The organism is bacterium SCSIO 12741 (assembly GCA_024398055.1).
Classification (GTDB): domain Bacteria; phylum Bacteroidota; class Bacteroidia; order Flavobacteriales_G; family Salibacteraceae; genus SCSIO-12741.
The window spans coordinates 4,544,062-4,567,221 of record CP073749.1 but is presented as its reverse complement, the minus strand read 5'-3'; the positions used below and the strand labels follow the sequence as shown (position 1 = coordinate 4,567,221).

The following is a 23,160-nucleotide window of genomic DNA, read 5'->3' as shown; positions in this document are numbered from 1 at the left end:
TTTGATCAGTGAAACCATTAAGTGCTTACTTAAATCGAAAAAGGGACGGAATTAATAGCGTCCCTTTTCCGTTGGTAAATCAATCGAATCATTACAGTTTAGTCGGTATACTCCGTCCCAACAAAACCTCTTCAACGTCCCCAACACAAAACCCCTTTGCCTTCAGCAGGATCAGATAGTGGTAAAGCAAATCGGCCGCCTCGTTTTTGAATAATTCGTCGTTGTGGTCTTTGGCTTCTATGATCAACTCCACGGCCTCTTCACCTACTTTCTGAGCCACTTTGTTGATCCCGCTTCGATAGAGTTTGTTGGTATACGATTCACGGTCGTTTGCTTCGATTCGCTGGTGAATGGTTTTTTCCAGCTCATAGATAAATCCTTTGCTGGTTTCTTCTCCAAAACAGGAGGTGCTACCGGTATGGCAGGTGGGCCCTTGGGGTGTGGCTTTAATTAAGAGGGTATCGCGGTCACAGTCTACCCGAATTTCATCGACCAATAAATAGTTCCTGGATTGTTGTCCCTTGGTCCAAAGTCGATTTTTGCTGCGGCTAAAAAAAGTGACGCGTCGAGTAGCCTGGGTTACCTCAAAGGCCTCTTCATCCATGTAACCCAGCATAAGCACCTGTAGGGTTTGATTGTTTTGAACGATTACGGGAACCAATCCATCCCCTTTTTCAAAATCTATATTCATCTTTTATAGTTCTGCCTTATGGCGATTTTTTCTTCGGACAAATAGTTCTTTAACTCGGCTATGGCAATCTCACCATAGTGAAAGATTCCTGCGGCCAGTCCACCTGTGGCTCGGGTCTGTTCAAAAACGGTTTTGAAATGTTCCAGAGAACCAGCACCTCCGGAGGCAATGACCGGAATGGATACGCTTTGAGAAACCTGATGGGTTATGTTTAAGGCAAATCCTGTTTTGGTGCCATCGTTGTTGATGGAAGTCAGGAGAAGTTCACCAGCACCTAATTTCTCGGCCTGTTGAGCCCAGGATACGGTTTCAAGCGCAGTCTCAGTGCGGCCGCCGTGGACAAATACTTTCCATTTATCCCGAACATATTGGGTGTCAATGGCAACTACAACGCATTGTTGGCCAAATTCACGGGCCATCTCCTGAATGAGTTTAGGATGTTGAACTGCGGCAGAATTCAAGCTGATTTTATCGGCACCGGCCTGGATGAGGATACGAGCGTCTTCTAGCGTATTTATGCCACCACCAACGGTAAATGGAACGCTAATCTCCCGAGCTACTCGTTGGACCCATTCAACCCTGGTTTTTCGCTTTTCCACGGTGGCTGTGATGTCTAATAAAACAAGCTCATCTGCACCGTTTTGAACATAACGTCGAGCCATCTCCACGGGATCGCCAGCATCTTGAATTCCCACGAAATTCGTCCCTTTCACAGTTCGTCCATTCCGGATGTCTAAGCAGGGTATAATTCTCTTTTTTAGCATAATGTTTCCAATTCTTTTAAGGTGATGTTTCCTTCATAAATGGCCTTGCCGATGATGGCTCCTTCGCAGCCCATTTCTTTCAATTGCTTTAGGTCGGATAGGGAGGATACGCCTCCGCTGGCTATCAGCTTTACCTGGGTTTTCTCAATGATCTCCTGGTAGAGCTCAAAGGAGCTACCGGCCAGCATTCCGTCCTTCTCAATGTCGGTGCAAATGACATATTCTACCCCTTGATGCTTGTACTGTTGGATAAAGTCCACTACTTCCCAATCAGAATTTTCTAACCAACCGTGGGTGGCTATTCTTCGGTTGTGGCAATCGGCACCGAGTATGATTTTGTCCTTTCCGTATTGGTTGATCCAATCCAGAAAAAGGAGCGGATTTTTCACGGCGATGCTTCCTGCAGTTACCTGTTGTGCTCCGCATTCGAAGGCCATTTGGATATCTTGATGGGATTGAACACCGCCCCCAAAATCAACGTGCAATTCAGTTTGGGTGCAGATTTTTTCTAAAACGGAATGGTTAATCAGTCGCTTCGCTCGGGCTCCGTCTAAATCCACCAAGTGTAGGTATTGAATACCGCTGGCTTCAAACTGTTTGGCCACTTCCAGTGGGTCTTCATGGTAGACCTTTTGGGTTTGGTAATCTCCCTGAGAAAGTCGCACGCATTTTCCATTTATTATGTCAATGGCAGGTATAATTCTCATAATTCCAGGAAGTTTTTGAGGATTTGCTCGCCTACAGGTCCTGACTTTTCAGGGTGAAACTGGGTGGCGTAAAAGTTGTCCTTTTGCAAGCTGGCACTAAAGGGGACGATGTATTCTCCGAGAGCCACAGTTTGATCGCAGGGTTCGGCGTAATAGCTGTGCACGAAGTATACGTCATCCTGAATTTGGATGTCCTGAAACAGCGAGCCTTCCATGTGCGATAGATTATTCCAACCCATGTGTGGTACAATATCCCTTGAGGGAAAACGCTTCACTTCAGTGTCAAATAGACCAAGGCCATCTGTATTTCCTTCTTCACTGCGTTGACACATCAGTTGAAGTCCCAGACATATTCCCAAAGTAGGTTGGATCAGAGAAGGGATCGTTCGATCCAATCCGGCGTTTCGTAGACTTCGCATAGCGGAACTGGCTTCACCAACTCCTGGAAAGATGACTTTATCAGCACGTTGTAGAATTGAGGCGTCATCAGATATTAGGCATTCACAGCCCAATCTTGAAAGCGCATTTCGAACCGAACTAAGATTTCCGGCGTTGTATTTTACTAAAGCAATCATAACTGTCCTTTGGTGCTGGGGATGGAGTAATCGTTCGTTCGTTTGACAGCCATTCTGATGGCCTTGGCCAGGGCCTTGAAAATGCCTTCAATCTTATGATGCTCATTTTGTCCCTCTGCTTTTATGTTGAGGTTGCATTGAGCTGAATCACTAAAGGATTTGAAGAAGTGAACAAACATCTCGGTAGGCATTTCTCCCACTTTTTCACGATTAAACTCAGCCTCCCAAACCAACCAGGGCCTTCCTCCAAAGTCGATGGCTACTTGGGCCAGGCAATCATCCATGGGCAAGAGGAATCCATACCGTTCGATGCCCTTTTTACTTCCCAAGGCTTTGCGAAAGGTTTCTCCTAAAGCAAGAGCAACATCCTCTATCGTGTGGTGATTATCCACGTGTAAATCCCCTTGGGATTGAATAGTGAGATCCAACTTTCCATGTTTGGCCAGTTGTTCCAGTAAGTGATCGTAAAATCCGATGCCGGTGGAAATTTTGGACTTACCTTGACCGTCAAGATTGAGGGAGATAGAAATGCTCGTCTCCTTTGTCGATCGTTGCACCTGTGCTGTTCTGGGTTTATCCTTGAGGTATTGGTAAATAGTTTGCCAGCTGTGAGTGCTCAATTCGGCGAGTTCGTTGGATTCACCGAGGTAGATTCCCCGGGCTTTTAGGTTTTGGGCCAATTCCATGTCCGTAATTCGGTCTCCAATAACATAGGAGTTCTCCAGGTCGTAATGGCCGTAAATGTACTTCTGAAGCAGGCCAATGCCGGGTTTCCGGGTAGGAGCATTTTCTTCGGGTAGGCTTCGGTCAATAAGTACTTCAGCAAATTCAACTCCTTCGTTTCTAAAGGTTTGAATGATCTTGTTTTGGGCAGGCCAAAAATCTTCTTCTGGAAAAGAGGGAGTGCCAAGTCCATCTTGATTGGTAACCATTACGAGTTCATAATCCAATTCCCGGGCTATTTGGGATAAACCTTGAAATACGCCTGGGTAAAACTCCAATTTTTCGAGGCTATCCAATTGATAATCGATAGGAGGTTCTATGACCAGAGTTCCATCTCGATCGATAAAGAGTACTTTTTTCATTTACAGTGATTTTAGGGTTTGAAGTAGGGTTTTGTTTTGATCAGGAGTGCCTATGGTGATGCGCAAACAACCTTCCACCTGGCGGGCTCTGTTTCGTACCACAATCCCATGATCGAGTAGGGCCTTAAAGTTGGTGGAGGTATCCTCGAATTGAACCAGAAGAAAATTGGCCTCCGAGGGATGTACCTTCACAACCTGAGGAAGTATTTCTAATTCATTTCTAAGCCACTCACGCTGGTGTTTAATTTCCTGAATTTGTTGGAGTACGATCTCACGATTTTCAAGAGCCTTAAGGCCCATTTGTTGACTCAGGGTATTGATGTTGTAGGGTGGTTTGATTTTATTGAGCACCTTGATGATTTCCGGATGAGTAAAGGCCATGCCAACGCGTAAACCCGCTAAACCATAGGCTTTACTCAAAGTTTGAAGGACCACGAGATTGGGAATTTTACTCAATAAACTGATAGCACTGGGAGTCTCGGAAAAATCGATGTAGGCTTCATCCACCGCTACAATTCCTGGGAATTGTGAGGCCAGTTCTTGAATAGAATTCAAGGAATAGGCCGTTCCTGTTGGATTGTTTGGTGAGCACATAAAGAGCAAACCCTTTGACCGTATTATAGACTGAATTTGGGACCATTCGGGCAAGTCGAAATCTTGGAGCAGGGGCAATTCAACTATTTCCACCTGATTGATCTGTGCTCCAATGGCGTACATCCCATAAGTAGGAGGGAAGAGGTAGGCCTTGTCTACCTGGGGTTCGCAAAAGGCCCGGAATAGCAGATCGATTATTTCATCGCTACCGTGACCAATAAAGATTTGATTTTCCTCTACCTTTTTGAGCTTCGCAACGGCCTTTTTTAATTCTGTTTGGTAGGGATCCGGATAACGGTTCATGTCCGTTTCGTAGGGATTCTCATTGGCATCCAGCCAAATGGAAGCGTCCCCACAAAATTCGTCCCGGGCTGAACTATAGGACTTGAGTTCCCTAATATTCTTTCGGATAGCTTGGTCAATATCAAACATCTTGCAGCTTTTTTAGGCGGAGGGTTACCGCATTTTTGTGGGCAAACAATTGTTCGGCTTCGGCCATGGTTTCAATGGCCTTACCCAGATTTTGAATGCCCTTGGGACTTATCTCTTGAAAGGTGATTTTCTTCACAAAGCTGTCGAGCGAAACGCCGCTGTAGTTTTTGGCGAAACCATTAGTGGGTAGCGTGTGATTTGTTCCACTGGCATAATCACCGGCACTTTCGCAGCTGTAGTTGCCCAGAAAAACGGATCCGGCATTGGTGATCAGCGGTATGTATAAATCCGCCTTTTCGGATGCCATAATGAGGTGTTCCGGAGCATATTGATTGCTGAATTGAAAGCACTCGACCATGCTATTCAGAAGTAGAGCTTTGCTGTTTTTTAAAGCCTGCTCAGCAATGGATTTTCGTGGCAAACCCCGGAGTTGTCCCTCGAGAGCTTTCATTGTTTGATCCAGGACTTCTTCCTGAGCAGACAACAAAAACACTTGACTATCCGGACCATGCTCAGCTTGCGAGAGCAAATCAGCTGCGATAAATTCAGGATTGCCGGATTCATCGGCAATGATCAACACTTCGCTGGGACCTGCTGGTAAATCAATGGCAATACCGTTTTGCTGAATCAGCTCCTTGGCTTTGGTTACATACTGGTTGCCAGGACCAAATATCTTGTAGACCTGAGGAATACTCTCCGTGCCATAAGCCATGGCGGCAATCGCTTGAGCGCCTCCTACCTTGTAGATTTTTTCAATGCCTAAGAGGTTAGCCGTATAGAGAATGGCAGGATTGATCTTCCCATTAGAATCGCAAGGAGTGCACAGAATCACCTCCTGACATCCGGCAATTTGCGCAGGCACTCCCAACATCAAAATGGTCGAGAATAGGGGAGCAGATCCACCCGGAATATAAAGTCCCACTTTTTCGATGGCTACGCTTTTACGCCAGCAGGTTACACCGGGGTGGTCTCGATTTTTTCTTCGTCCAGACGCTGTGAAGTGTGAAAGGTTTCGATATTCTTACGAGCCAATTGAATGGCTGCTTTTAGTTCATCTGAAACTTGGTTAACTGCCTCTTGAATTTCGTTTTTGCTCACAATCAATGATTCCAGGCGAGTCTGGTCAAATTGCCAGGCATATTGGATGAGGGCAGCGTCCTTTTCCCGCCGCACCGTGTTTAGGATATCGCTTACTACCGCGTTCAGACTGTCATTTTCCATTCGAGGCCGTTCAGTGAGAGAAGACCACTCCTGCTGTTTGGGATTTTTCAGTTTTTCCATCACCTCACCATTTTATCGATAGGAACAATCAAAATATCCTCAGCTCCAGCCGCTTTAAGCTCATCTATGACTTCCCAAAAGGTGCTTTCATCGATGACTGAGTGTAGCGAACTCCATCCTTCCTGGGCCAAGGGCAAAATCGTAGGGCTTTTCATAACCGGTAGAATCTCAGCCACCTGTTCAATTTTTTCATTGGGAACATTGAGCAGAATGTATTTGGAATTTCGGGCTCTCAGTACCGCTCGAAGGCGAAACAAAAGCTTGTCCAATACGGCTTCCTTCTCGTCCGATAACTTGGGGGATTTGACCAAAACCGCTTCTGATGAAAGAATGGTTTGCGTTTTTCTCAAGCCGTTTTTAAAGAGCGTACTTCCCGAACTAACGATGTCGCAAATGCCATCAGCCAATCCAATGTTAGGAGCAATCTCCACCGACCCAGAGATGGTATGGATTTCCGCATTGACCCCATTTTGAGCCAGGTAATGTTGCAGTGTTTTGGGGTAGGAGGTCGCTATTTTCTTTCCTTCAAAGTAGGTCACCGAATCTTCGACAACATCCTTCGGAACTGCCAGGCAGACCTTGCATTTGGAAAAGCCCAAGCGCTCCACCAATTCTACTTTACCCTGCTTTTCAAACAGTAGGTTCTCCCCAATAATTCCAATATCGGCCACCCCATCTTCGATGTATTGGGGAATGTCAGAATTGCGGAGGTAGAGAATTTCAATCGGAAAATTGGCTACACTCACTTTGAGCTGGTCGTTTCCGTTGCTGATGGAAATTCCGCAGCTTTTCAAAAGCTGCAGCGATCCTTCATTCAGCCGACCTTGTTTTTGGATGGCGATTTTTAGTTTACTCATTTTTGGGCTTTAGTGCCTGAGTAAACCGATTGGGAATTTCAGCAAATAAAAAACCCGCCTGATGTACTCAGACGGGTTTTGAAATATCATTGATTTACCTACAAATCATTTCCAGCTCGCCTGAATGCAAGGATGAAAATGATGATGATGTAGGGTTCTAAAATTCACTTCTGTGTTTTTGCTGGTGCAATGTTACTTCTTTTTTTTAAATCGAAAAGTCAGCGGCTAAAATCTCGGTAAATCCCATTGAGCACACGCTTACTCCATCGATATTAGGCATCTTGCCGAGTATCGGTAATCACAATTTCACGGAGCAAAACGCCTTGCGGAAGCTCATAGGCAAACTTGATGGTGGTGGCCACATCTGCAGCAGTAATGCTAACTGCTCCTACGTTTTCCTTCCATTCATTGTATCCATCTACGATGCTTTTATCCGTGGTGTGACCAAGCAGTTCCGTAGAAACCGCACCGGGCTCGATAGCTATCACCCGAACATTGAATGGGGACAGTTCCATTCTCGCCGTTTGAGTTAAGCCTCTAACCCCATATTTACTGGCACAGTATGCCGCGTGGTTAGGAAAGGGTTGAATACCTGCGATAGAAGAGAGGTTGATAATCGTTCCTCGGTTTCTGGATTTCATTCCATCTATCACCAGCTGCATTCCGTTCATTACCCCAAGGAGATTCACATCCAGCATTTTTTTCCATTCTTCTGGATCTTGGGTTGCCAGGTCACCCAAGAGCATTACACCAGCGTTGTTAACCAGCAGGTCCACTGGCCCGAATGAGGCTTCCGCCTCTTTTATGGCTTCAGCAAAACCATCCTTATCGGTTACATCCACTTTTTTGCAAAGTGTATTGGGCAGATTCAGGGCTTCCATTTTATCAATTCTTCGAGCGAGAAGGAGCAATGGATATCCATCTTTTGAGAATTGTTTCGCCATTTCTAAGCCAAATCCTGAACTGGCACCGGTGATTACGACTAATTTCTTTGATGACATTTTATGATAATTTTTAATTATGATAATGGGGCGCTTTCTTTACAAGAGCTTTCTAATAAATACCTTTGACAAAGGTAAGGGTAGTGCTACTTCACTCAAAATACCCATTTTGTATAGTTGTTATAATTAGAAGTTATGGATTTAAGGTTGTTAAGGTTTTTTATAGCCGTGTATGAGCAAAAGAATTTGACCAGGGCCGCTGAACAGTGCTTTGTGTCTCAGCCCAATATTTCTAATGGAATCAAACAGCTGGAAGAGGAGTTGAACAAGTCCCTATTTACCCGCCATAAAAGAGGAGTGGAGTCCAAGGTAGAAGCTCATTATTTATATCCAATTGCTAAAAGGTTGGTTGGAGAAGTAGATGGATTGAGTGAGGTATTTACCGATCGGCAGTTTGAAAACAGAATTCAAATTGGAGTGGCGGATAGTTTACCTCAGGAGCATAAACAGCAGTTTTTTAAAACGGCATCGAACTTATGTGAATCCGTAGAATGGGAGGTAAAGGAGATTGGTAGAGAGAACGAAATCAACCTATTGGTAAGAGAATGGAAACACGAAGAGGATTTGTTTTTACCACTTTGGAAAGAAAACTATGTGCTTTGTATACCCGATGGGCATCATTTGCTTAATAAGGCTACGATCGATTTAAAGGATTTGGAGAGGGAAGCCTTTATCCATTGTCCTCCCTGTGAAGCTCATCAGCAGTGTTTGTCCATATTGAATCATGAATCCAACAAAATGCGAACGGTGGCCAATTGTTCCACCAAAACCGAAACATTGACCTTACTTATGGCCGGATTGGGAGTTACCTTTTTACCCGAAAACTTCGTGGATGGCTGGCCTGGGTTTGAGGTGAAACCCTTCAACGGGCCACAGTATTTCAGAGAAGTTGGCCTTTCCTATCCGAGGAAGAGTTTAGGGAATTTGGCTATTGCAAAATTGATTGAGCATTTTTCGAAGAATGCCCTTAAGCTAAATTGAGGAAAGAACTTAATACTCTCCGTTAAGACCCGATCAAACTGGAACTAATCACAAAGTTGGCCATATAAGCCAGGCAAATCAAGCCCATGGTATATTGCAGCAAAATGTAAACGACCGATATCTTGTGATCAAACTTGAGATTTTCGACCGAAATTTTCAATCCAAAGAAGATCAGGCAGGTGTAAAAGAAAACCATGTAAGGATTCCTCATCAAAAAGAAATGCTTAACGTTTTGCGACCGATTGATTTTCTGCGCAACCAAACGATTATTCGACTCGGCAATAGCTTTTATGGGGTAAACCTCTGAGATGAGAAAGGGAAAAAGGATCCAATTGATCAGTCCAAACAAGAAGATGAGGAAAAAGGAATTAAACCAAATTCTTTCTTTTTCATAGCCGTAGCCGTTCCAGTATTCATTGAGCAGGCTCAGGATTTTGCCAATAGACTGCACCAGTTTTGAGTCATTGGGATTTTGGCTGAGCTTAAATCTCTGGTAATCCTTATCCAGCGTCTCATAGCTAGCCATGAAACCGTATTCCTGATGATCGCTCAAAAGGGTTTCAAACAAGTAGGAGTATTGCTCAAACTGCACGCTACTAAGTTCTTCAGGAATCAAAAGTTGAAAGTTGCTATACCGCAGCTTTAACTTCCCAATGACCGATTCGTCAATGACCAGTACGCATGGCGTGTTTCGCTCACCAATCACATTGTTTTGGCTCAAGTCAATTTGGTTCTCAATGACCAAATCCTTTAGGGTTAAGGTATCTGGCAGTTGGCAATCTCTTAAGGTTAGTTGCTGAGCAGCCAATCCATCGAAAGAGAGATTTGGGGAGGTGCTAAAATCGCAATCGATCATGATCAAACTACTGTCCACCTCATTTAATGTGAATTCTGCATTGGAATGGAAATGCAATCTATCCAGGTAGAAGTCTCCAATTACCTCGTTTCCAAAGCACATAAAACGTTTTTCAACGGTAGATCTTCTTAAGTATAAATCCATTACGTAGTTTTCCGATAAGTTAAACTCGCCTCCGGCAAATAGCTCATGAACCTCTATGCTTTTACCTTCTATCCCCGAAATGTCTACCTTGTTTTCAATCCTTAACTGTTCCAAGTAACTCTTCCAACTTTCAGAGTATTGGATGATTAAGTTTTGAGCTTCCAAAGTGTCAATTCGGAAATTAGAACCAATACTATTCCCATAGAATAAAGCCGTATCCTTGACTTTTACACTTTTTAGAAACAATTCATTAAGTATATTGAGCTTAACAAAAACCTGATTGAAATCTTGCTTTTCCAATCTTATTTCGGCGTAATCTTCTATACTGTCGCGAAGGATAAAATTCTCTTGAGCAAAGCTCCAAGAGGCCATTAACGTGAGAAGCAGAATAAAGAAAGAGGCCTTAAGGTATTGTTTGATTGTTCCCATTTTGATCGTTTTCCAGGCGGATGATTCAAAGATTAGAAATTCTGGGAATTTGGGTGCCAACAAAAAAGGCTGCAACGAATTGCAGCCTTTCAGGTTGATAGTTTTGCGAAGATTTATCCACTCAGAGAATTTAGCCGGTATTTATGTGGATCACATCCAGTGTGAATTTTGGCGCATTCTAATCAATTACGGTCTTCATTCTAAAATGATGGGTCGAATTGAAAACTCGAATAAAGTAGACTCCCCTGGGAATCTCATTTAGATTAAAGGTCATTGTTTTAGAGGATACATTCATCTTTTGTGAAATTACCTTTCCCTGAAGGTTAAAGACCACTACATTCCAGGATTCTTGTTCAAAACCGCCACTAAATTCCAATTGAAAACTACCGCTATTTGGATTCGGGTAGAGAATAATTTTGCCGCTTGAAGAAGGTTGTTGTTCAACTGAATTTAAGTTCATCCCTTCTGAGCCGGTTTTGCAAGTATTGGTTACTACAATATCACAGAATGCTTCGCTATAACAATCGTCTCCATCCTCAATTTTGACCGAATAGGTTCCTGAATAATTTGCTCCGGGAGGAACGAAACTTGTAGTGGGTACCGAAGTGGAATATGAGTTTGTTCCTAGTGTCCAAAAATAGGTAGGACTGCCGGTAATGGTTCCTGAATGAGAGGCCATGAGTTGCTGAGGATTACTCGTTGGCGGACAAATGAACAGTTCTTCAGGAGTGAGAGAGGCTTGTATTTTGTCGTATACATCTAACAAAACGTAGCCTTCTCCAATGCAGCCGTTTTGATCTTTGGCGGTAATCGTGTACAAGGTAGATTGCAATTCATTCCCATCTCCGGCAGTAGCGTATGGATTCGTTACCGGGATATTTAGAGTGGTAGGGGTAGCGCCCAAAGGTTGAGCAGACCATTCATAGGTATAGGTTCCACCACCACCAGATGCAGTTGCAGTTCCCAGGAAAATGACACTTTTATCTCCCTGACATTTGCTAATCGTGTAGGATGGGTCAATCCCATTGGCTTTTACTTCAATATCTGAGGACTTAATCAGTACATCAATGGTCTTTTCACCAACACATCCACTCTGATCTTTTGCTACTACGGTGTAACTATTTGAAATTAGACCATTTGGATTCGATATATTCACTATTTGTCCGGAGGTAGTTGACAATTGTGAACTGGGTTTCCAGTCATAAGTTATTGGACCTGTTGGGCTAGAGCAATCCGTGCAATTACTGACACAAACATCAGCCGTTAGTTCTATTAAGTTCGGCGCCAAACCATCAGTTCCATAACAGAGCGGAAGAGAAGAGTTGGTGGTTATATCCACACAAAGGGGAGGAGCTATACTAATAGGTGCAATTTCGCCTTCAGAAGTGCAACCGTTTGCGTCGGTCACAGTCAGTTTGTATTGATTTTGCTGAAAAGGGTTTAGCGTATTAGCCGTCCCGTTAATCTCAGAAGGGTAGGCATCGGTGTTAGCTGCTTCGGGATCAGAAAGGGTGATGGATGGATACCAGGAATAGGTATATGGCGCATTTCCCCCAGTTACCGTGGAGCTAAGATGCACGGACTCACCTGCGCAAATGGTACTATTCGAAGCGTTTACGATAACTGCAGGATTCGGGTTGATTTGAATGGTTTTGGGTAGAGCTGTTGGCACACCATTTTTATATACGGTCATGGTAACCGTATACGTCCCAGGGGTATTGAATTTGAATATGGGGTTTTCATAGGTTCCGGTCAAGTATGGCGGTTGGTTCAAGATGCCATTGCTTTTCTGGGTTTGGGCTATGGTTCCAGAAGCATCCGAAAAATTCCATTCATATTCCAAATTATTCCCGCAAGTAGGGTTTAGTAGTGGCCAGATAGAGCTTGTAAATTCAACTTCGCCTACACAATTCTTAATCCAGGTAAAGTCCTTGTCTAATGCATAAGGGGTAATATTGGGAGTGGCACTTCCACAGCTTCCTGCTAATTCATTTTGAGGAAGAGTGCTGATATCCTTATTATAATCAAGAATGATTTTATCGATTTCAACTTTTTCATTTTCCGGAATCAGGTCCAGTAGATAATAGCCATTGTTCAATTGGTCAAAATCAACCTCATTGCAGAGTCCAAAAGAGTACCAGGTCCATTCATCATCATTTATGCATCCAAGATAATCCGAGTGCAGCTGTATTGATCGATCTTCATTCGTCAAGTTGATGTGGATTCCAGTGGTATCTCCATTCAAGTTTTCTTTGATACGCGCTCTAACATAAAGTCGATAGTCAGATGGACCATTGGAAACCCTGAACTGATAGGTCAATTTGGGTGAATTCCCATTTAAGCTCCAATCAGAGAAGGGCAATAGGGTGGGGTTTTGAACGGGATAAAAATTGGGGAACGTATAATAAGTAACAAAATCTGTGTAATCCACGGTGTTGGCTTGAGGAACCTTTTCTTCTCCCGTTATCGGGTCAAAGAAGCGGGTTCGTACCATCATAAATTCCTTGTCTGCGGTGGTTGTGTGAATTTGTTCCACATAATCAGGTACTTCGGCTTCAAATACAAAATCTTTGCTCCATCTTGTGGGGTGAATAGACTCATGCCAGCCATCCAATTGGATCATTACTGGCTCCGTGTAGTTGATTTCATCTTTTTTGAAAATATAGGTTGATCCCTGTGGCCGAGTCATGATTTGGATCCCCAAATTAGACAGCGTTATAGCCTTCTCTTGGGGAGAAATGGTGTTATAATACCGCTGATGAGAAGTAGTAATTACATATTGTATGTCATTGCTTTGATTGGGATTGGTCCATTTTTTAACAATGTTATACACCTGAGTGCCACCACCTTTCAGGTTGAATTTGTCAACTGTCGGTTGCATGAGCAGTTCCCCATTTCTAAGAATATGTTCATATCGGCTGGTAATCGCTTGTGCATAGCTGGGCATTAAGATTTGCCAAGCCCAATGCCGGGGATCCTGGAATATATAATTCCCTTCAGAATCTTTGTCCACAGCCGAAAAATACGAGGTATAGTAGAATTCTGACCCGAGCACCGCCATGCCTTTTAGTAGTCCCAGCCATTGCCCGGGTCTGATATTGGTCGTTGGATTTTCACGCCGTCCAGCACAAACAAAGGGAGAAAACAAATCATCCCCTTCGGGTAGTTCATACAGTCTGCATTGTCGGATCCATTCTGTTCCATGTCGATCTCCCTGGATTTGATTCCAATAAGCAGGACGCAAAGGGTCAAAACTTGGAGTCGCATAGTAGTTGTCGCCAGGAATGTTTTTCTGCACTTTTTTTATCTCATTCCAGCATTTTTTATTGGAGAAAGAATGGCCACCAAGCCCATTTACTGAATAATGGGTGAACCGTGTGTTGGTGAGTAATGGAGATCCTCCTAACAAGCCATCTCTAAAGGAATTTCTATAGGCAGTTTTTTGGCGTCCCATGTAATGATTCCAATCCAAACCTGAATTTGCAAAGTCGGTTAATACGTTGGGATTAAAACCATGAAGTGTATTAATATCCCACCAGGTGTTTTTATCAGGAGTTAACTCTCCATTTTCATTAATAATATCCAACGGACGTTGAAGCCCATTAAGTGCCGGGACAATTTTTTTAGCCATTTTATCACCGTCAGCCACCAATATTTCTAGGGGAGCCAGTGGACTCCATCGATTTGTTATATTACCCGAAGAATCGCGTAGATAATAATTAGGACTCATGGAAGGGTTTCCAATATTACTACCATCTAATTGAGCCCAAAATACAAACATACACGCCGGTATTTCCGGATGGGAATTTGCAAAGGACTTTAACTTGGTATAGGCTTGATTAGAACTCTGTGAATTATTGGTAATCATGGTGTAATAATTCCAATTCAAGGCCAATTCAGCTGCAAGATCCGCTGCCATATCCTCATAAGGTACGCTGCCATAGGACGGTTCAGATCCTGCTAAGTATTTAATCTCAAACCAGGGAAAGTTGCGTAGAAGTGTGTTACCTGGTAAGTACCTTGGAAATGGACTGTTCTCAAATTGATGGATGGGGATGTCAATATTGCTGGCGCCTGTGCCGCTTCCGCTGTAGCCTTCTGGATATTCTAAGATATTAATTGAACCCGTAGTATTAGGGGAGATTGATGCACCGGAAGAACAATAGTTAATGGTATTTAAGAATGAATAATGAAGACCTTGATTAATAGCTTCTGTATAATGTTTGTAAATGAGCGTGGGTGGTAGTACCTCCGTGTGGTAGGCGAACTCGTCAATCCAGCCAAAATCCTCTGCTCCGGGCACGGTACTTTGTCCAAAAATATGATTTGCACCAATAGATATTTCATCTGACGGATCTGGATAATACTGATGGGTAAATCCTTCAGGGCAAATTCCATCAATGTAAAGTTTAACAGTACCAGTTGTAAGGTCGGCTGTGACTGCTATGTGATGCCATTCGTCATCCAGGTAATACTCCCAGCCTTTACGATCAACACCAGACAAGGTTACCGTTTTGGTTTCGCTCAACCAATTGGAATAACCATTTCGTTCAAAATATACTCCAAATTGAATTTCTTGTGCCACAATGGAGAACCGAAGGCAAGATCCATATCCTCCATTACTTAATACATTATTCGTCCAAGTACCCCGTTGGAAATCAGGGTGGAATTTGATCAGATACTCTTGAGTAACTTTGGTCCCATCCAGCGCATCTGGAGGCGACGCAGTGGCAAGTTTTTGATCCATTATCGCACATTGACCAACTACTCCATTGGTTACCAGAAAAGGGTCGTTTTGTCCCGTAGAATTTCGCAGGTTGAATGCGGCATTGTAACATTCTGGGCCTGAACCGCAATCATTTATGGTCATTAAATCTGATTGGTAGTCATGAAGAGTGGCATTGTTGGCGTTACACTTGGTTAAACAACTCCCACTGCTAGGAATATCGTGACCTTGGCCGTCAATAATCACGCTGCCTGTAGGTTCAAATGTCCAATAATGAACCGGTGTAAACGCCCCAACCGAGTTTGACCCATCGAGTACCGTTAAACTTGCATCATGAAAGGGGATGGAGGAACAGGTAACGGTATTACCTTGATGTTCGATGGTGTAGGTTACATGGCCTGTTACATTTACAGTGAGTGGTGCTGAAGAAACAGTATAGGTTGTGCTGTTTGTAGGTCCATTACCGTTCCAATTGCACTGGTAGGTAACCGATGTGGCTGAATCTGGAACTTGCACGTTTAACTCCAGCGTAATTGGCGACGAGCAGAGGTAGTTGTCCTTTTGGTCACTTTGTAGGTAACTCCGTAGATCTGAGGTTGGACATTGACTCTTTGCTCCAATTGCAGACATCATTAATAGTATTAAGGGGAAGAGGAACTTGATTAATCCAGACATAATTGTGGTGGTTTAATTATTAATGAATCAGCAAGTTATTATGAGGGTTTGGTAAATGATAGGCCCAATTAGAATTCAGTAAGGGTGACTTAGAATTCAGGATGTATGGCCAAGAATTCGGTCTTCCGAAAGTTTACTTTGAGTAAGAAATTAGGAGATGGAGTGCTGGAGTATTGAGTTTAAGGGGCTTGTAATGAAGTTCAATGAATTTTGCTTTTTTCTAAATTATAATTCATTCGAAATTTATCACAGATACTGGATTCCAAAAGATCGATTCGTACTGGAAAAAAACATTTCGATTTTAGAAAGTCCAGCAACATGCAGTACTCCAAAGCTCTGAAAAGAATAGTGAAAGATACCCCAAAATCACCTTGATATGGAAGGCTTTCATTTATTTAGGAAGTCAGGATTACTCAACGATTCTGATTCAGAGGTAGAGAAAGACCAAAAGTCAGCCTTGAGTTACCTCGCTTTGTTCGCTGATCGCTGCATTCGAAGTTTGATCAGTCTTTTTCAGCTTTGCACATTCGCAGCAGCAAAGCTCCGCAGTAAAACTGCGAGGCTTTCGTTCTGTCGGTGTGGCAGGATTAATGAATGATCCTCGGTTTGGTTAAGGGGACAAATTCAAATGCCAATCCTTCCTCATTTCGTTCGTCAGTCTACCGCCTTTTTTATTGAATCACTCTCTTAAGTGCCAGGAACTTGGCTCGCAATCCAACAAAAAAGCCTCCCCACCAAAGGTGGAAAGGCTTTTGTATTTGTCGGGGTGGCAGGATTCGAACCTGCGACCTCCTGCTCCCAAAGCAGGCGCGATGACCGGGCTACGCTACACCCCGAAAGTTTTTATCGAGCCTTTCTGCTCGCCGCTTTCAGAAGTTTGAACTCCCTCAAAACGGGGGCAAAAATACAATACTTTTTCAGTTATTCAAGAAAATGTAAAATTTTATTCGGCTAATTTTTCGTGGCCCTTTTTCAAGAATTATTTCCATCCAAATCCCGATCCCTATTCATAAGGCGGTTTCCTTATTTTTGGCCGATGCTTCGTTGGTTATTAGCCGCTGCCTTTTTGCTTCTCCTGGAAGTTTCTTTCGCTGCCAAATGCGATACCATCTACCTGTATAATGGCGACAAGATTACGGGTGAGGTAAAGTCGCTGGACTACGGGAAGTTGCGCTACAAAACCGACGATATGGGTACCCTCTATATCAAGTGGGACAAGGTCAAATCGCTGTACACCTGCCAGTTTTTAGAGGTGGTTACCAAGGATGGTACGATTCACTATGCCCATGTGCGACCTTCTCGCCAATCGGGAACGGTACGCCTCATTATTCCCATGATGGTGCAGGAAGTGGATCTATTTCAGATTGTACGAATGACGCCTATCAACAACAGCTTTTTCAGACGGATCGATGGAGCGGTGGATGTAGGCTTGAGTTATACCAAAGCAAGTGATGTGGCTCAAATTAATACGAGTGCGGATGCAACTTATAAAGGACGTCAATTTGAAACGGGCTTTCGGGCTTCTTTGATTTATACACAGCAGGCTTCCAATCCCAATGCCCGGAAGCAGGACATTAACTTGTTTTATACCTATCAGCTGGAAGCGAACTGGTTTGTAAATGCCAACCTGACCCAGGAATCGAACTCAGAGCTCGGACTGAAATGGAGGGTCCTGGGCGGGGGAGAGTTTGGCCATGAAGTAGTCCGGGATATATTCAGCAGCCTCAAACTGTCTACCGGTCTTTATTACAATGCTGAGGAAGGGGAGGATATTACGACCAATAGTTTGGAGGGAGCCTTGGTAGTTACCTACCGTCATTATCGCTACGATAGCCCCAAATTGGATCTTTTTACCTCAGGTAAGCTTTATCCCAGTTTAACTCAATCGGGACGTTATCGGGCTCAATACGACCTTCAAGTTCGCTTGGAGGTGGTCAAGGATTTATTTGTCGGGGTTAACTTTTACTACACCTTCGATAACAAACCGAGGGCAGAAGAGGCATCCAACTCGGATTGGGGTATCGTAACTTCTCTGGGTTATACTTTTTAAGGCTTATACGGAATCCAAATCGTCTTGATCTGCACCGGGTAATTCCAACGCATCAATGCTGCCGATGGCATTTCCGGCAATGCCTTTAACCGAGTTGTAGAATTCGTTGGTATTCCTCAGCACCTTATGCAGCTGTTTCTCCCTACGTTTCCAAATGCCTTCCATGGCTCTTTTTTCACGATTCAGGTCCTCCTGCATTTGTGCAAATCCTTCTACTATGCCTTCTATCTGTAGTCGGAACTCATTGCTGGTTAAGAAATCGTAGAGCAGAGACATCTTGTCGCCTTTGTTTTCCTGCGAAGCCAAAGCTTGATTGATCTTAATCACCGAATCTCTTAAAACTCGAGAAAGCCCTTTAAATTCTTCAAATGAGCAAATCCAAATGCCATCGCGCTGTCCCATTTTCGGCATATCCTTGGGCATGGCTTCGGTTACCAATACGCCCATATGTGCGTTGATGGTGCGCATATCGCTTTTAAATTTCTCAATCCAGGTCGGTTGAAATTCCTTGGTTCTCTTGCTTTCGTAGTAAATCATGCCACAGTTGGTCTGTTCGCGGGTATGTATGGTTTGAATGCAATCGGCACCACGGGCTCCTTTTTTGATTTCAGAAATCGTATCCAAGGGAAACTGTTGCTTGAGGTACTCCTCAATGGCCAATTCCTGAACCTCTCCCTGCATTTGCATCGATCCCTGTTCAGCTTTGCGTTTCATTTCCTCGATCAACTTCTTCTGATCGTTCAGCTGCTTTTCATATTCTTTAAACTTGAGCTGATTCTTTTCCTGTTCTCCCTGCTGAATCTTGGAACGGATTTCTGTTTCCTTTTCCAAAAGCTTTTTCTGAATTTCCAGTTCGGCTTGTTCCTGTTTTTCCTGTAGCGATTTTTCAGCCTGGAGCAGTTCCAGTTCGCGTTTCTTCAGGGTTTGGTTTTCATCCTTACGGCGAGCATTTTCCTCGGAGAGTTGTTTCATCTGAAGTTCGTACTCCTCACGGATACGCTTGTTTTCCTGCTCCCGGAGCAAATCTCTTTCCTGATTCAGCTTTTTGCGAAGGCGTTCATTTTCCGTTTGGCGAAACTCTTCCAATTGCTTCCGCTCATTTTCCAGCTTTTCTCGCTGCTGATTGAGTAGGGTGGCCTGTCGGGCCGCTTTTGCTTCAAATTCCTTTTTGATGCGGTCTTCCGCTTGGTGAACAAATGCTTCGTCAATATTGATAGGATGCCCACAGTTAGGGCAGGAAATGTTGGACTCGCTCATACGTAAAGTGAATAGGAGGTAAAAGTAGGTTGATTGACGGTAAGGGTGCAAGCCAAGGCAGGAGTATTTATCCACCACAATGCTCACAGCTTACTCCATAAATCTCTCAAAATTTTATAGGAAGATCCCATTTACAAAGAAAAGTATACAACTCACAAAAAGAACTCAACAGGTCACGTAATCAGCTGATTATGCCCGGTTGATGATGTCGATTTTTGAATTAAATCAATAAAAATTCAGATTATGAATCTACTCGACAGTTACACAAATAGGGCCTTGAAATATCCACATTGGATAAAGGGTGGGCTCTCGTTGATGTTTTTAGTATGCTTTTTTGTGCCCCAGGCGCAAACCTATTTTACCGCTGGAAATGCTACATCTTTAGGAGGAAACAAGTTTCGGATAACCCAAGATTTTACGTACAAAGCCGGAGCGGTTTGGAATGCTCAAGCCGTAGATCCTTCTAGTGATTTCCTGATTTGCTTTGATGCCTATTTTGGAACAAAAGATGCCCTCGGGGCCGATGGTTTGGCATTTGTTCTTCGAGCGGTCAATCCTATCCATATTGGTGGAAATGGGGGGCATTTGGGGTATGCTGGGTCCACCAATTTCAACCCATGTCTGGCCGTTGAGTTTGATACTTATCAAAACATATCTCCCATGGTTGATCCTGCTGGCGATCATGTAGATATTATCTACAATGCTCTGCAAGGTACCCCGGCCGCTGGTCCGGTAACTGTGCCCAACTTAGAAGATGGACAAGTACATGCCATTCAAATCAAATGGACGGCGGTTTCAAATATCCTCGAGGTTTTTGTGGATGGAAATCTGATTATTACTCACCAAGTTAATCTGTTCGCACTCTTAGGGACCAATGTGCCTATTGAATGGGGTATAACGGGAGCAACAGGAATTCATTCTAACTACCAATGGGTGGAATTCGACCATTCCATAAGTATAGCCGGAAATGCAAGTAAAACAACTTGTACTTGCTATCAAATTACGGAGGATGTTCCGAATCAGGCCGGTGCCATTTGGTCTGATGATGTTATTGACCTGAACAATCCATTCTCTATTTGTTTCGATGCCAATTTTGGAACCCAGGATGTCGGAGGAGACGGTATGGCTTTCATTTTAAAAGATCAAAACAATACCAATCAATTGGGTATGAACAGCGCTGAATTGGGATATGCTGGAACTACTTTGTTCAATCCGTCCATTGCGGTGGAATTTGATACGGATTATAATGGTGTGACCTATGCAGATATTGCTGATGATCATGTATCCATGGTTCAAAATCAAATGCAGAATGCTCCGGTAGCCGGCCCATTTCCAATGACCGTGGTTGGTGGCAATATTGAGGACGGGAACGATCATCGGATTAAAATTACCTGGGAGCCATCTACTCAGGATTACATTGTATACATAGACAACATTCAGCATATTCGAAAAAATATCGATTTAATTAATACTGTATTCGGCGGATCTGCTCTTGTAAAATGGGGAATAACTGGAAGTACCGGGAATACTCATAACCCTCAAACAGTGTGCAACATTTCCTATACCTGCAGTACTCCCCATGTAGTACTTCCCGTTTGTAATGCTGGACCTGCAGACCATGCTCAGGTATACAAGCAAACTACCTTTCCATCGCAATCCGAGGAGTTGCGCTCTAGCAAAACATTGGGAACTTGTGATATAGTTGCGGCTGGAAGTATGTTGGATGCGCAGAACCTACCTAAGCCTGGAATCACTAAGAAATCTTCTGTTGGTAATACAGTTTGGGCATATCAATATGATTTCATCGGATTTGACGAAGGGCGTTTTGAGAACATCAATGTTGCTCAAAATGGCGATTTGTTAGTTACTGGCTACCTCAGCGGGCCACAAGGTAGCAACAAGCATTTGGTGGTAATGAGAACAACTGCTTCTGGAGGTCCGCTTTGGCATCAAATCTTTTTTAACCCCACACCTGGTACCGAACAAATTGGAAATGATATTGAGGTTATCAACAATGGTGACATCGTGGTTACGGGTACCACAGGAAATGAGGCATTCTTGGCTCGATTGACTTCCAATGGTGCGATTTTATGGAGTAAGGCTATTCAGTTTTCGGTGAACAATACCACTTTTCCAATCACATCCAATGCCGTACAGCCTCTATCCAATGATGGAGATGAAGTGGCCGATGATGGATTCGTAATTTGTGGAGATGTGAATATCAATGGTGCTATCCGAGCCTATGCAGCCCTCATCAGTCCGCTGGGGGACTGGCAACAAGAGGTAATTGTGGATTATGTGGATAGTCATGGTGAAGATATCAAGCAGCTCGATATTAACCAGGACATGATTCGAGATGCCAATGAGTTTGCCTTATTGGGCTGGACCAATACTGGTGAAATGATGCTTGTAGAATTTGGCTTTGGTGCATCCTGGAACGGGAATTTGTACAATGAAGCATCTGGCCGACTTAAAGGACGAGCATTAGAACAAAGCGTAACAGGTGATTTGTTTGTTTCTGGAGAGTTTATGGATCTTTCACAAGGCGGAATAGAGGATGTTGTCATTACTCAATTCAATTTGGGAGGATCTATTGCTGCCATAGAAAGCTTGGGATTCTTTTTGCAAAATGAAGAAGTCTATTCGGTTACAATGGAATATCGAAACTTCACGAACGTATCGGTAGTGGGTGTGGCTGAAGTATCGGTAGGTTCAGGACAATATGAGCACATGCTCATGAGAAGGACTTTAGGAAACCCCTTCACTTGCTTTGGAAATTTGAACCCATCATCCGTATCTGTGGGTCAGTATGTAATTACAGTAGTCACAGATCAAATGAATATGAGTGTGGCAAATACATCCATTTTCCATTATTCACGTCCTTATTTTGATGTTCCTTTTTGCCCTCCAGGCTCCACCCGTAAAACAACGTTGGATGCTGACGAGGTTCAGAAAGAATCCAAGGATGCACAATTGTACCCCAATCCAATTTCTTCAGGAGAGGAATTCACCATCCAGTTGCCTGATTTGTCGGGTTCGGATAAATGGTTGATTGAGGTTCTCTCGGTCACTGGGCAGGTAGTTGTTCAGCAAACCCAGGCTGAGGTGGTCAATGGTCAAATTGAATGGAGTACGGAAGGATGGGTGCCAGGATCTTATTCGGTACAACTATCTTCTGGACAATACAGATCAACCTTGCCCATTGTGGTTATTGAATAGGTAATTCAGCAGGTAGAATAAAGGGATAAGAAAAGCTCTCCGGATCAAATCGGAGGGCTTTTCTTGTTTTACTGCGGTTAAAAAGCAGTAAGGCTTTCCCGGATGCCACGGCTAGAACGGGTAGGGGAGTTAAAAATGGAATTTTGGAAAGGATTATGGTGTATCTGGAAGAGAATCAGTGCGTTATAGTTCTCTGCGATAATAGTTCAGAAGGCTGTCAGACATTTATTCTTAACAAAGCGGTTACCGAAAAGCTGGCTTCCACCCAAGGAACGAATAGAGTAGGCATCAACAAATCTTGCTATGATGAAACAGTTACTTGCTGTGTGCTTTGCCTTAATGGCATTCACCTTTACCTCAAACGCCCAATGCAATCCCCCGCAGGCGTTACCCTAATTAATACTCAGCCTTGTGGTATATGTTTTACCCTGTTTGAGTACGATCCTATGTGCAACCCCTGTCCTGCGGTCACCATTTGTGTGCCACCAGGGGGAATTGTTTTTGTTCCACCTTCGTGCGGAGGTTCGATTGAAGGAGCAATGGTTTCTGATAACCCACCACCATTTCCACCACCTCCCTGTTCAGCTATGGGAAATGCTCCTTGGGCTTGCTGTGTAGCTCCTGGACCGCCTGTAGTTCCTTGGAACATGTGTAGCCCTTGTGGCGGAGGTGTACCGGTAATGATGACTTGGGGTGGTGGACCTGGTGCGCCCACCATTACGATTTAAAGTTTGAATCGCAGTACCTGCAAAAGGGGCCTGTTTTCTTTGGAAAGCGAGCCCCTTTTTTAGTTCATAGACCACCTAAAAACGGGAGAACTTTTGATGAATGCACTT

15 protein-coding genes, 1 tRNA gene and 1 pseudogene are annotated in these 23,160 nt (G+C 43.7%); 4 read left to right on the top strand and 13 right to left on the bottom strand.

From position 1 onward, the window contains the following. Positions 1 to 91: 91 nt before the first annotated feature. The 9 genes and pseudogenes from KFE98_19465 to KFE98_19425 form a co-directional block, all read right to left on the bottom strand. A complete protein-coding gene (locus tag KFE98_19465; protein ID UTW62159.1) occupies positions 92 to 691 on the bottom strand; it encodes a bifunctional phosphoribosyl-AMP cyclohydrolase/phosphoribosyl-ATP diphosphatase HisIE in 600 nt (199 codons plus the stop codon). After that, positions 688 to 1,455, bottom strand: coding sequence for an imidazole glycerol phosphate synthase subunit HisF (hisF, locus tag KFE98_19460; GenBank protein ID UTW62158.1), 768 nt, complete (start codon positions 1,453 to 1,455; stop codon positions 688 to 690). Before hisF ends, KFE98_19465 begins: the two co-directional genes overlap by 4 nt. Beyond that, positions 1,449 to 2,162 carry a 1-(5-phosphoribosyl)-5-[(5-phosphoribosylamino)methylideneamino]imidazole-4-carboxamide isomerase gene (gene hisA, locus KFE98_19455; GenBank protein UTW62157.1) on the bottom strand — a complete coding sequence of 238 codons (714 nt, stop codon included), beginning with the start codon at positions 2,160 to 2,162 and terminating at the stop codon, positions 1,449 to 1,451. The genes hisF and hisA overlap by 7 nt, the downstream gene beginning before the upstream one ends. Then, positions 2,159 to 2,737 carry an imidazole glycerol phosphate synthase subunit HisH gene (hisH, locus tag KFE98_19450; protein UTW62156.1) on the bottom strand — a complete coding sequence of 193 codons (579 nt, stop codon included), beginning with the start codon at positions 2,735 to 2,737 and terminating at the stop codon, positions 2,159 to 2,161. The genes hisA and hisH overlap by 4 nt, the downstream gene beginning before the upstream one ends. Next, a complete protein-coding gene (gene hisB, locus KFE98_19445) occupies positions 2,734 to 3,822 on the bottom strand; it encodes a bifunctional histidinol-phosphatase/imidazoleglycerol-phosphate dehydratase HisB (GenBank protein UTW62155.1) in 1,089 nt (362 codons plus the stop codon). Before hisB ends, hisH begins: the two co-directional genes overlap by 4 nt. Continuing rightward, the gene (gene hisC, locus KFE98_19440; protein UTW62154.1) at positions 3,823 to 4,848 is read right to left on the bottom strand and encodes a histidinol-phosphate transaminase; all 1,026 of its coding nucleotides are present in this window, start codon (positions 4,846 to 4,848) and stop codon (positions 3,823 to 3,825) included. Beyond that, positions 4,841 to 6,129, bottom strand: a pseudogene (gene hisD / locus KFE98_19435) (histidinol dehydrogenase). Before hisD ends, hisC begins: the two are co-directional and overlap by 8 nt. Beyond that, on the bottom strand, positions 6,129 to 6,986 hold the full coding sequence (locus KFE98_19430) for an ATP phosphoribosyltransferase (protein ID UTW62153.1): 858 nt from the start codon (positions 6,984 to 6,986) through the stop codon (positions 6,129 to 6,131). Before KFE98_19430 ends, hisD begins: the two are co-directional and overlap by 1 nt. A gap of 272 nt (positions 6,987 to 7,258) precedes the next feature. Further along, the gene (locus KFE98_19425) at positions 7,259 to 7,987 is read right to left on the bottom strand and encodes an SDR family oxidoreductase (protein UTW62152.1); all 729 of its coding nucleotides are present in this window, start codon (positions 7,985 to 7,987) and stop codon (positions 7,259 to 7,261) included. A 135-nt stretch (positions 7,988 to 8,122) separates the two neighbouring features. Here KFE98_19425 and KFE98_19420 point away from each other — a divergent pair, with 135 nt between their 5' ends. After that, entirely contained in the window at positions 8,123 to 8,968 is an 846-nt protein-coding gene (locus tag KFE98_19420) for a LysR family transcriptional regulator (GenBank protein ID UTW62151.1), read from the top strand. Between the two features lie 22 nt (positions 8,969 to 8,990). Here the strand turns inward: KFE98_19420 and KFE98_19415 are convergent, their stop codons facing one another. The 3 genes from KFE98_19415 to KFE98_19405 all read right to left on the bottom strand — a co-directional run bounded on the left by KFE98_19415 (position 8,991) and on the right by KFE98_19405 (position 16,634). Further along, a complete protein-coding gene (locus KFE98_19415; GenBank protein UTW62150.1) occupies positions 8,991 to 10,397 on the bottom strand; it encodes a hypothetical protein in 1,407 nt (468 codons plus the stop codon). Positions 10,398 to 10,575: 178 nt separating this feature from the next. Next, complete coding sequence (locus KFE98_19410; protein ID UTW62149.1) at positions 10,576 to 15,756, bottom strand: T9SS type A sorting domain-containing protein; 5,181 nt, start codon at positions 15,754 to 15,756, stop codon at positions 10,576 to 10,578. An 803-nt stretch (positions 15,757 to 16,559) separates the two neighbouring features. Next, positions 16,560 to 16,634 (bottom strand) — tRNA-Pro (locus KFE98_19405). Between the two features lie 200 nt (positions 16,635 to 16,834). On the opposite strand from KFE98_19405, the gene KFE98_19400 reads away from it, so the two are divergent. Next, positions 16,835 to 17,848 carry a DUF481 domain-containing protein gene (locus KFE98_19400; protein UTW62148.1) on the top strand — a complete coding sequence of 338 codons (1,014 nt, stop codon included), beginning with the start codon at positions 16,835 to 16,837 and terminating at the stop codon, positions 17,846 to 17,848. A 3-nt stretch (positions 17,849 to 17,851) separates the two neighbouring features. On the opposite strand, the gene KFE98_19395 is transcribed toward KFE98_19400, so the two are convergent. Then, positions 17,852 to 19,105 (bottom strand): DUF2130 domain-containing protein, encoded by a 1,254-nt coding sequence (locus tag KFE98_19395; protein ID UTW62147.1) that lies wholly within the window; start codon positions 19,103 to 19,105, stop codon positions 17,852 to 17,854. 243 nt (positions 19,106 to 19,348) lie between these two features. Here KFE98_19395 and KFE98_19390 point away from each other — a divergent pair, with 243 nt between their 5' ends. Together KFE98_19390 and KFE98_19385 are read left to right on the top strand one after the other, a co-directional pair. After that, positions 19,349 to 22,324, top strand: coding sequence for a T9SS type A sorting domain-containing protein (locus KFE98_19390; protein ID UTW62146.1), 2,976 nt, complete (start codon positions 19,349 to 19,351; stop codon positions 22,322 to 22,324). Positions 22,325 to 22,467: 143 nt separating this feature from the next. After that, positions 22,468 to 23,052, top strand: a complete 585-nt coding sequence (locus KFE98_19385; protein ID UTW62145.1) for a hypothetical protein — start codon at positions 22,468 to 22,470, stop codon at positions 23,050 to 23,052. The last annotated feature ends 108 nt before the right edge of the window (positions 23,053 to 23,160 follow it).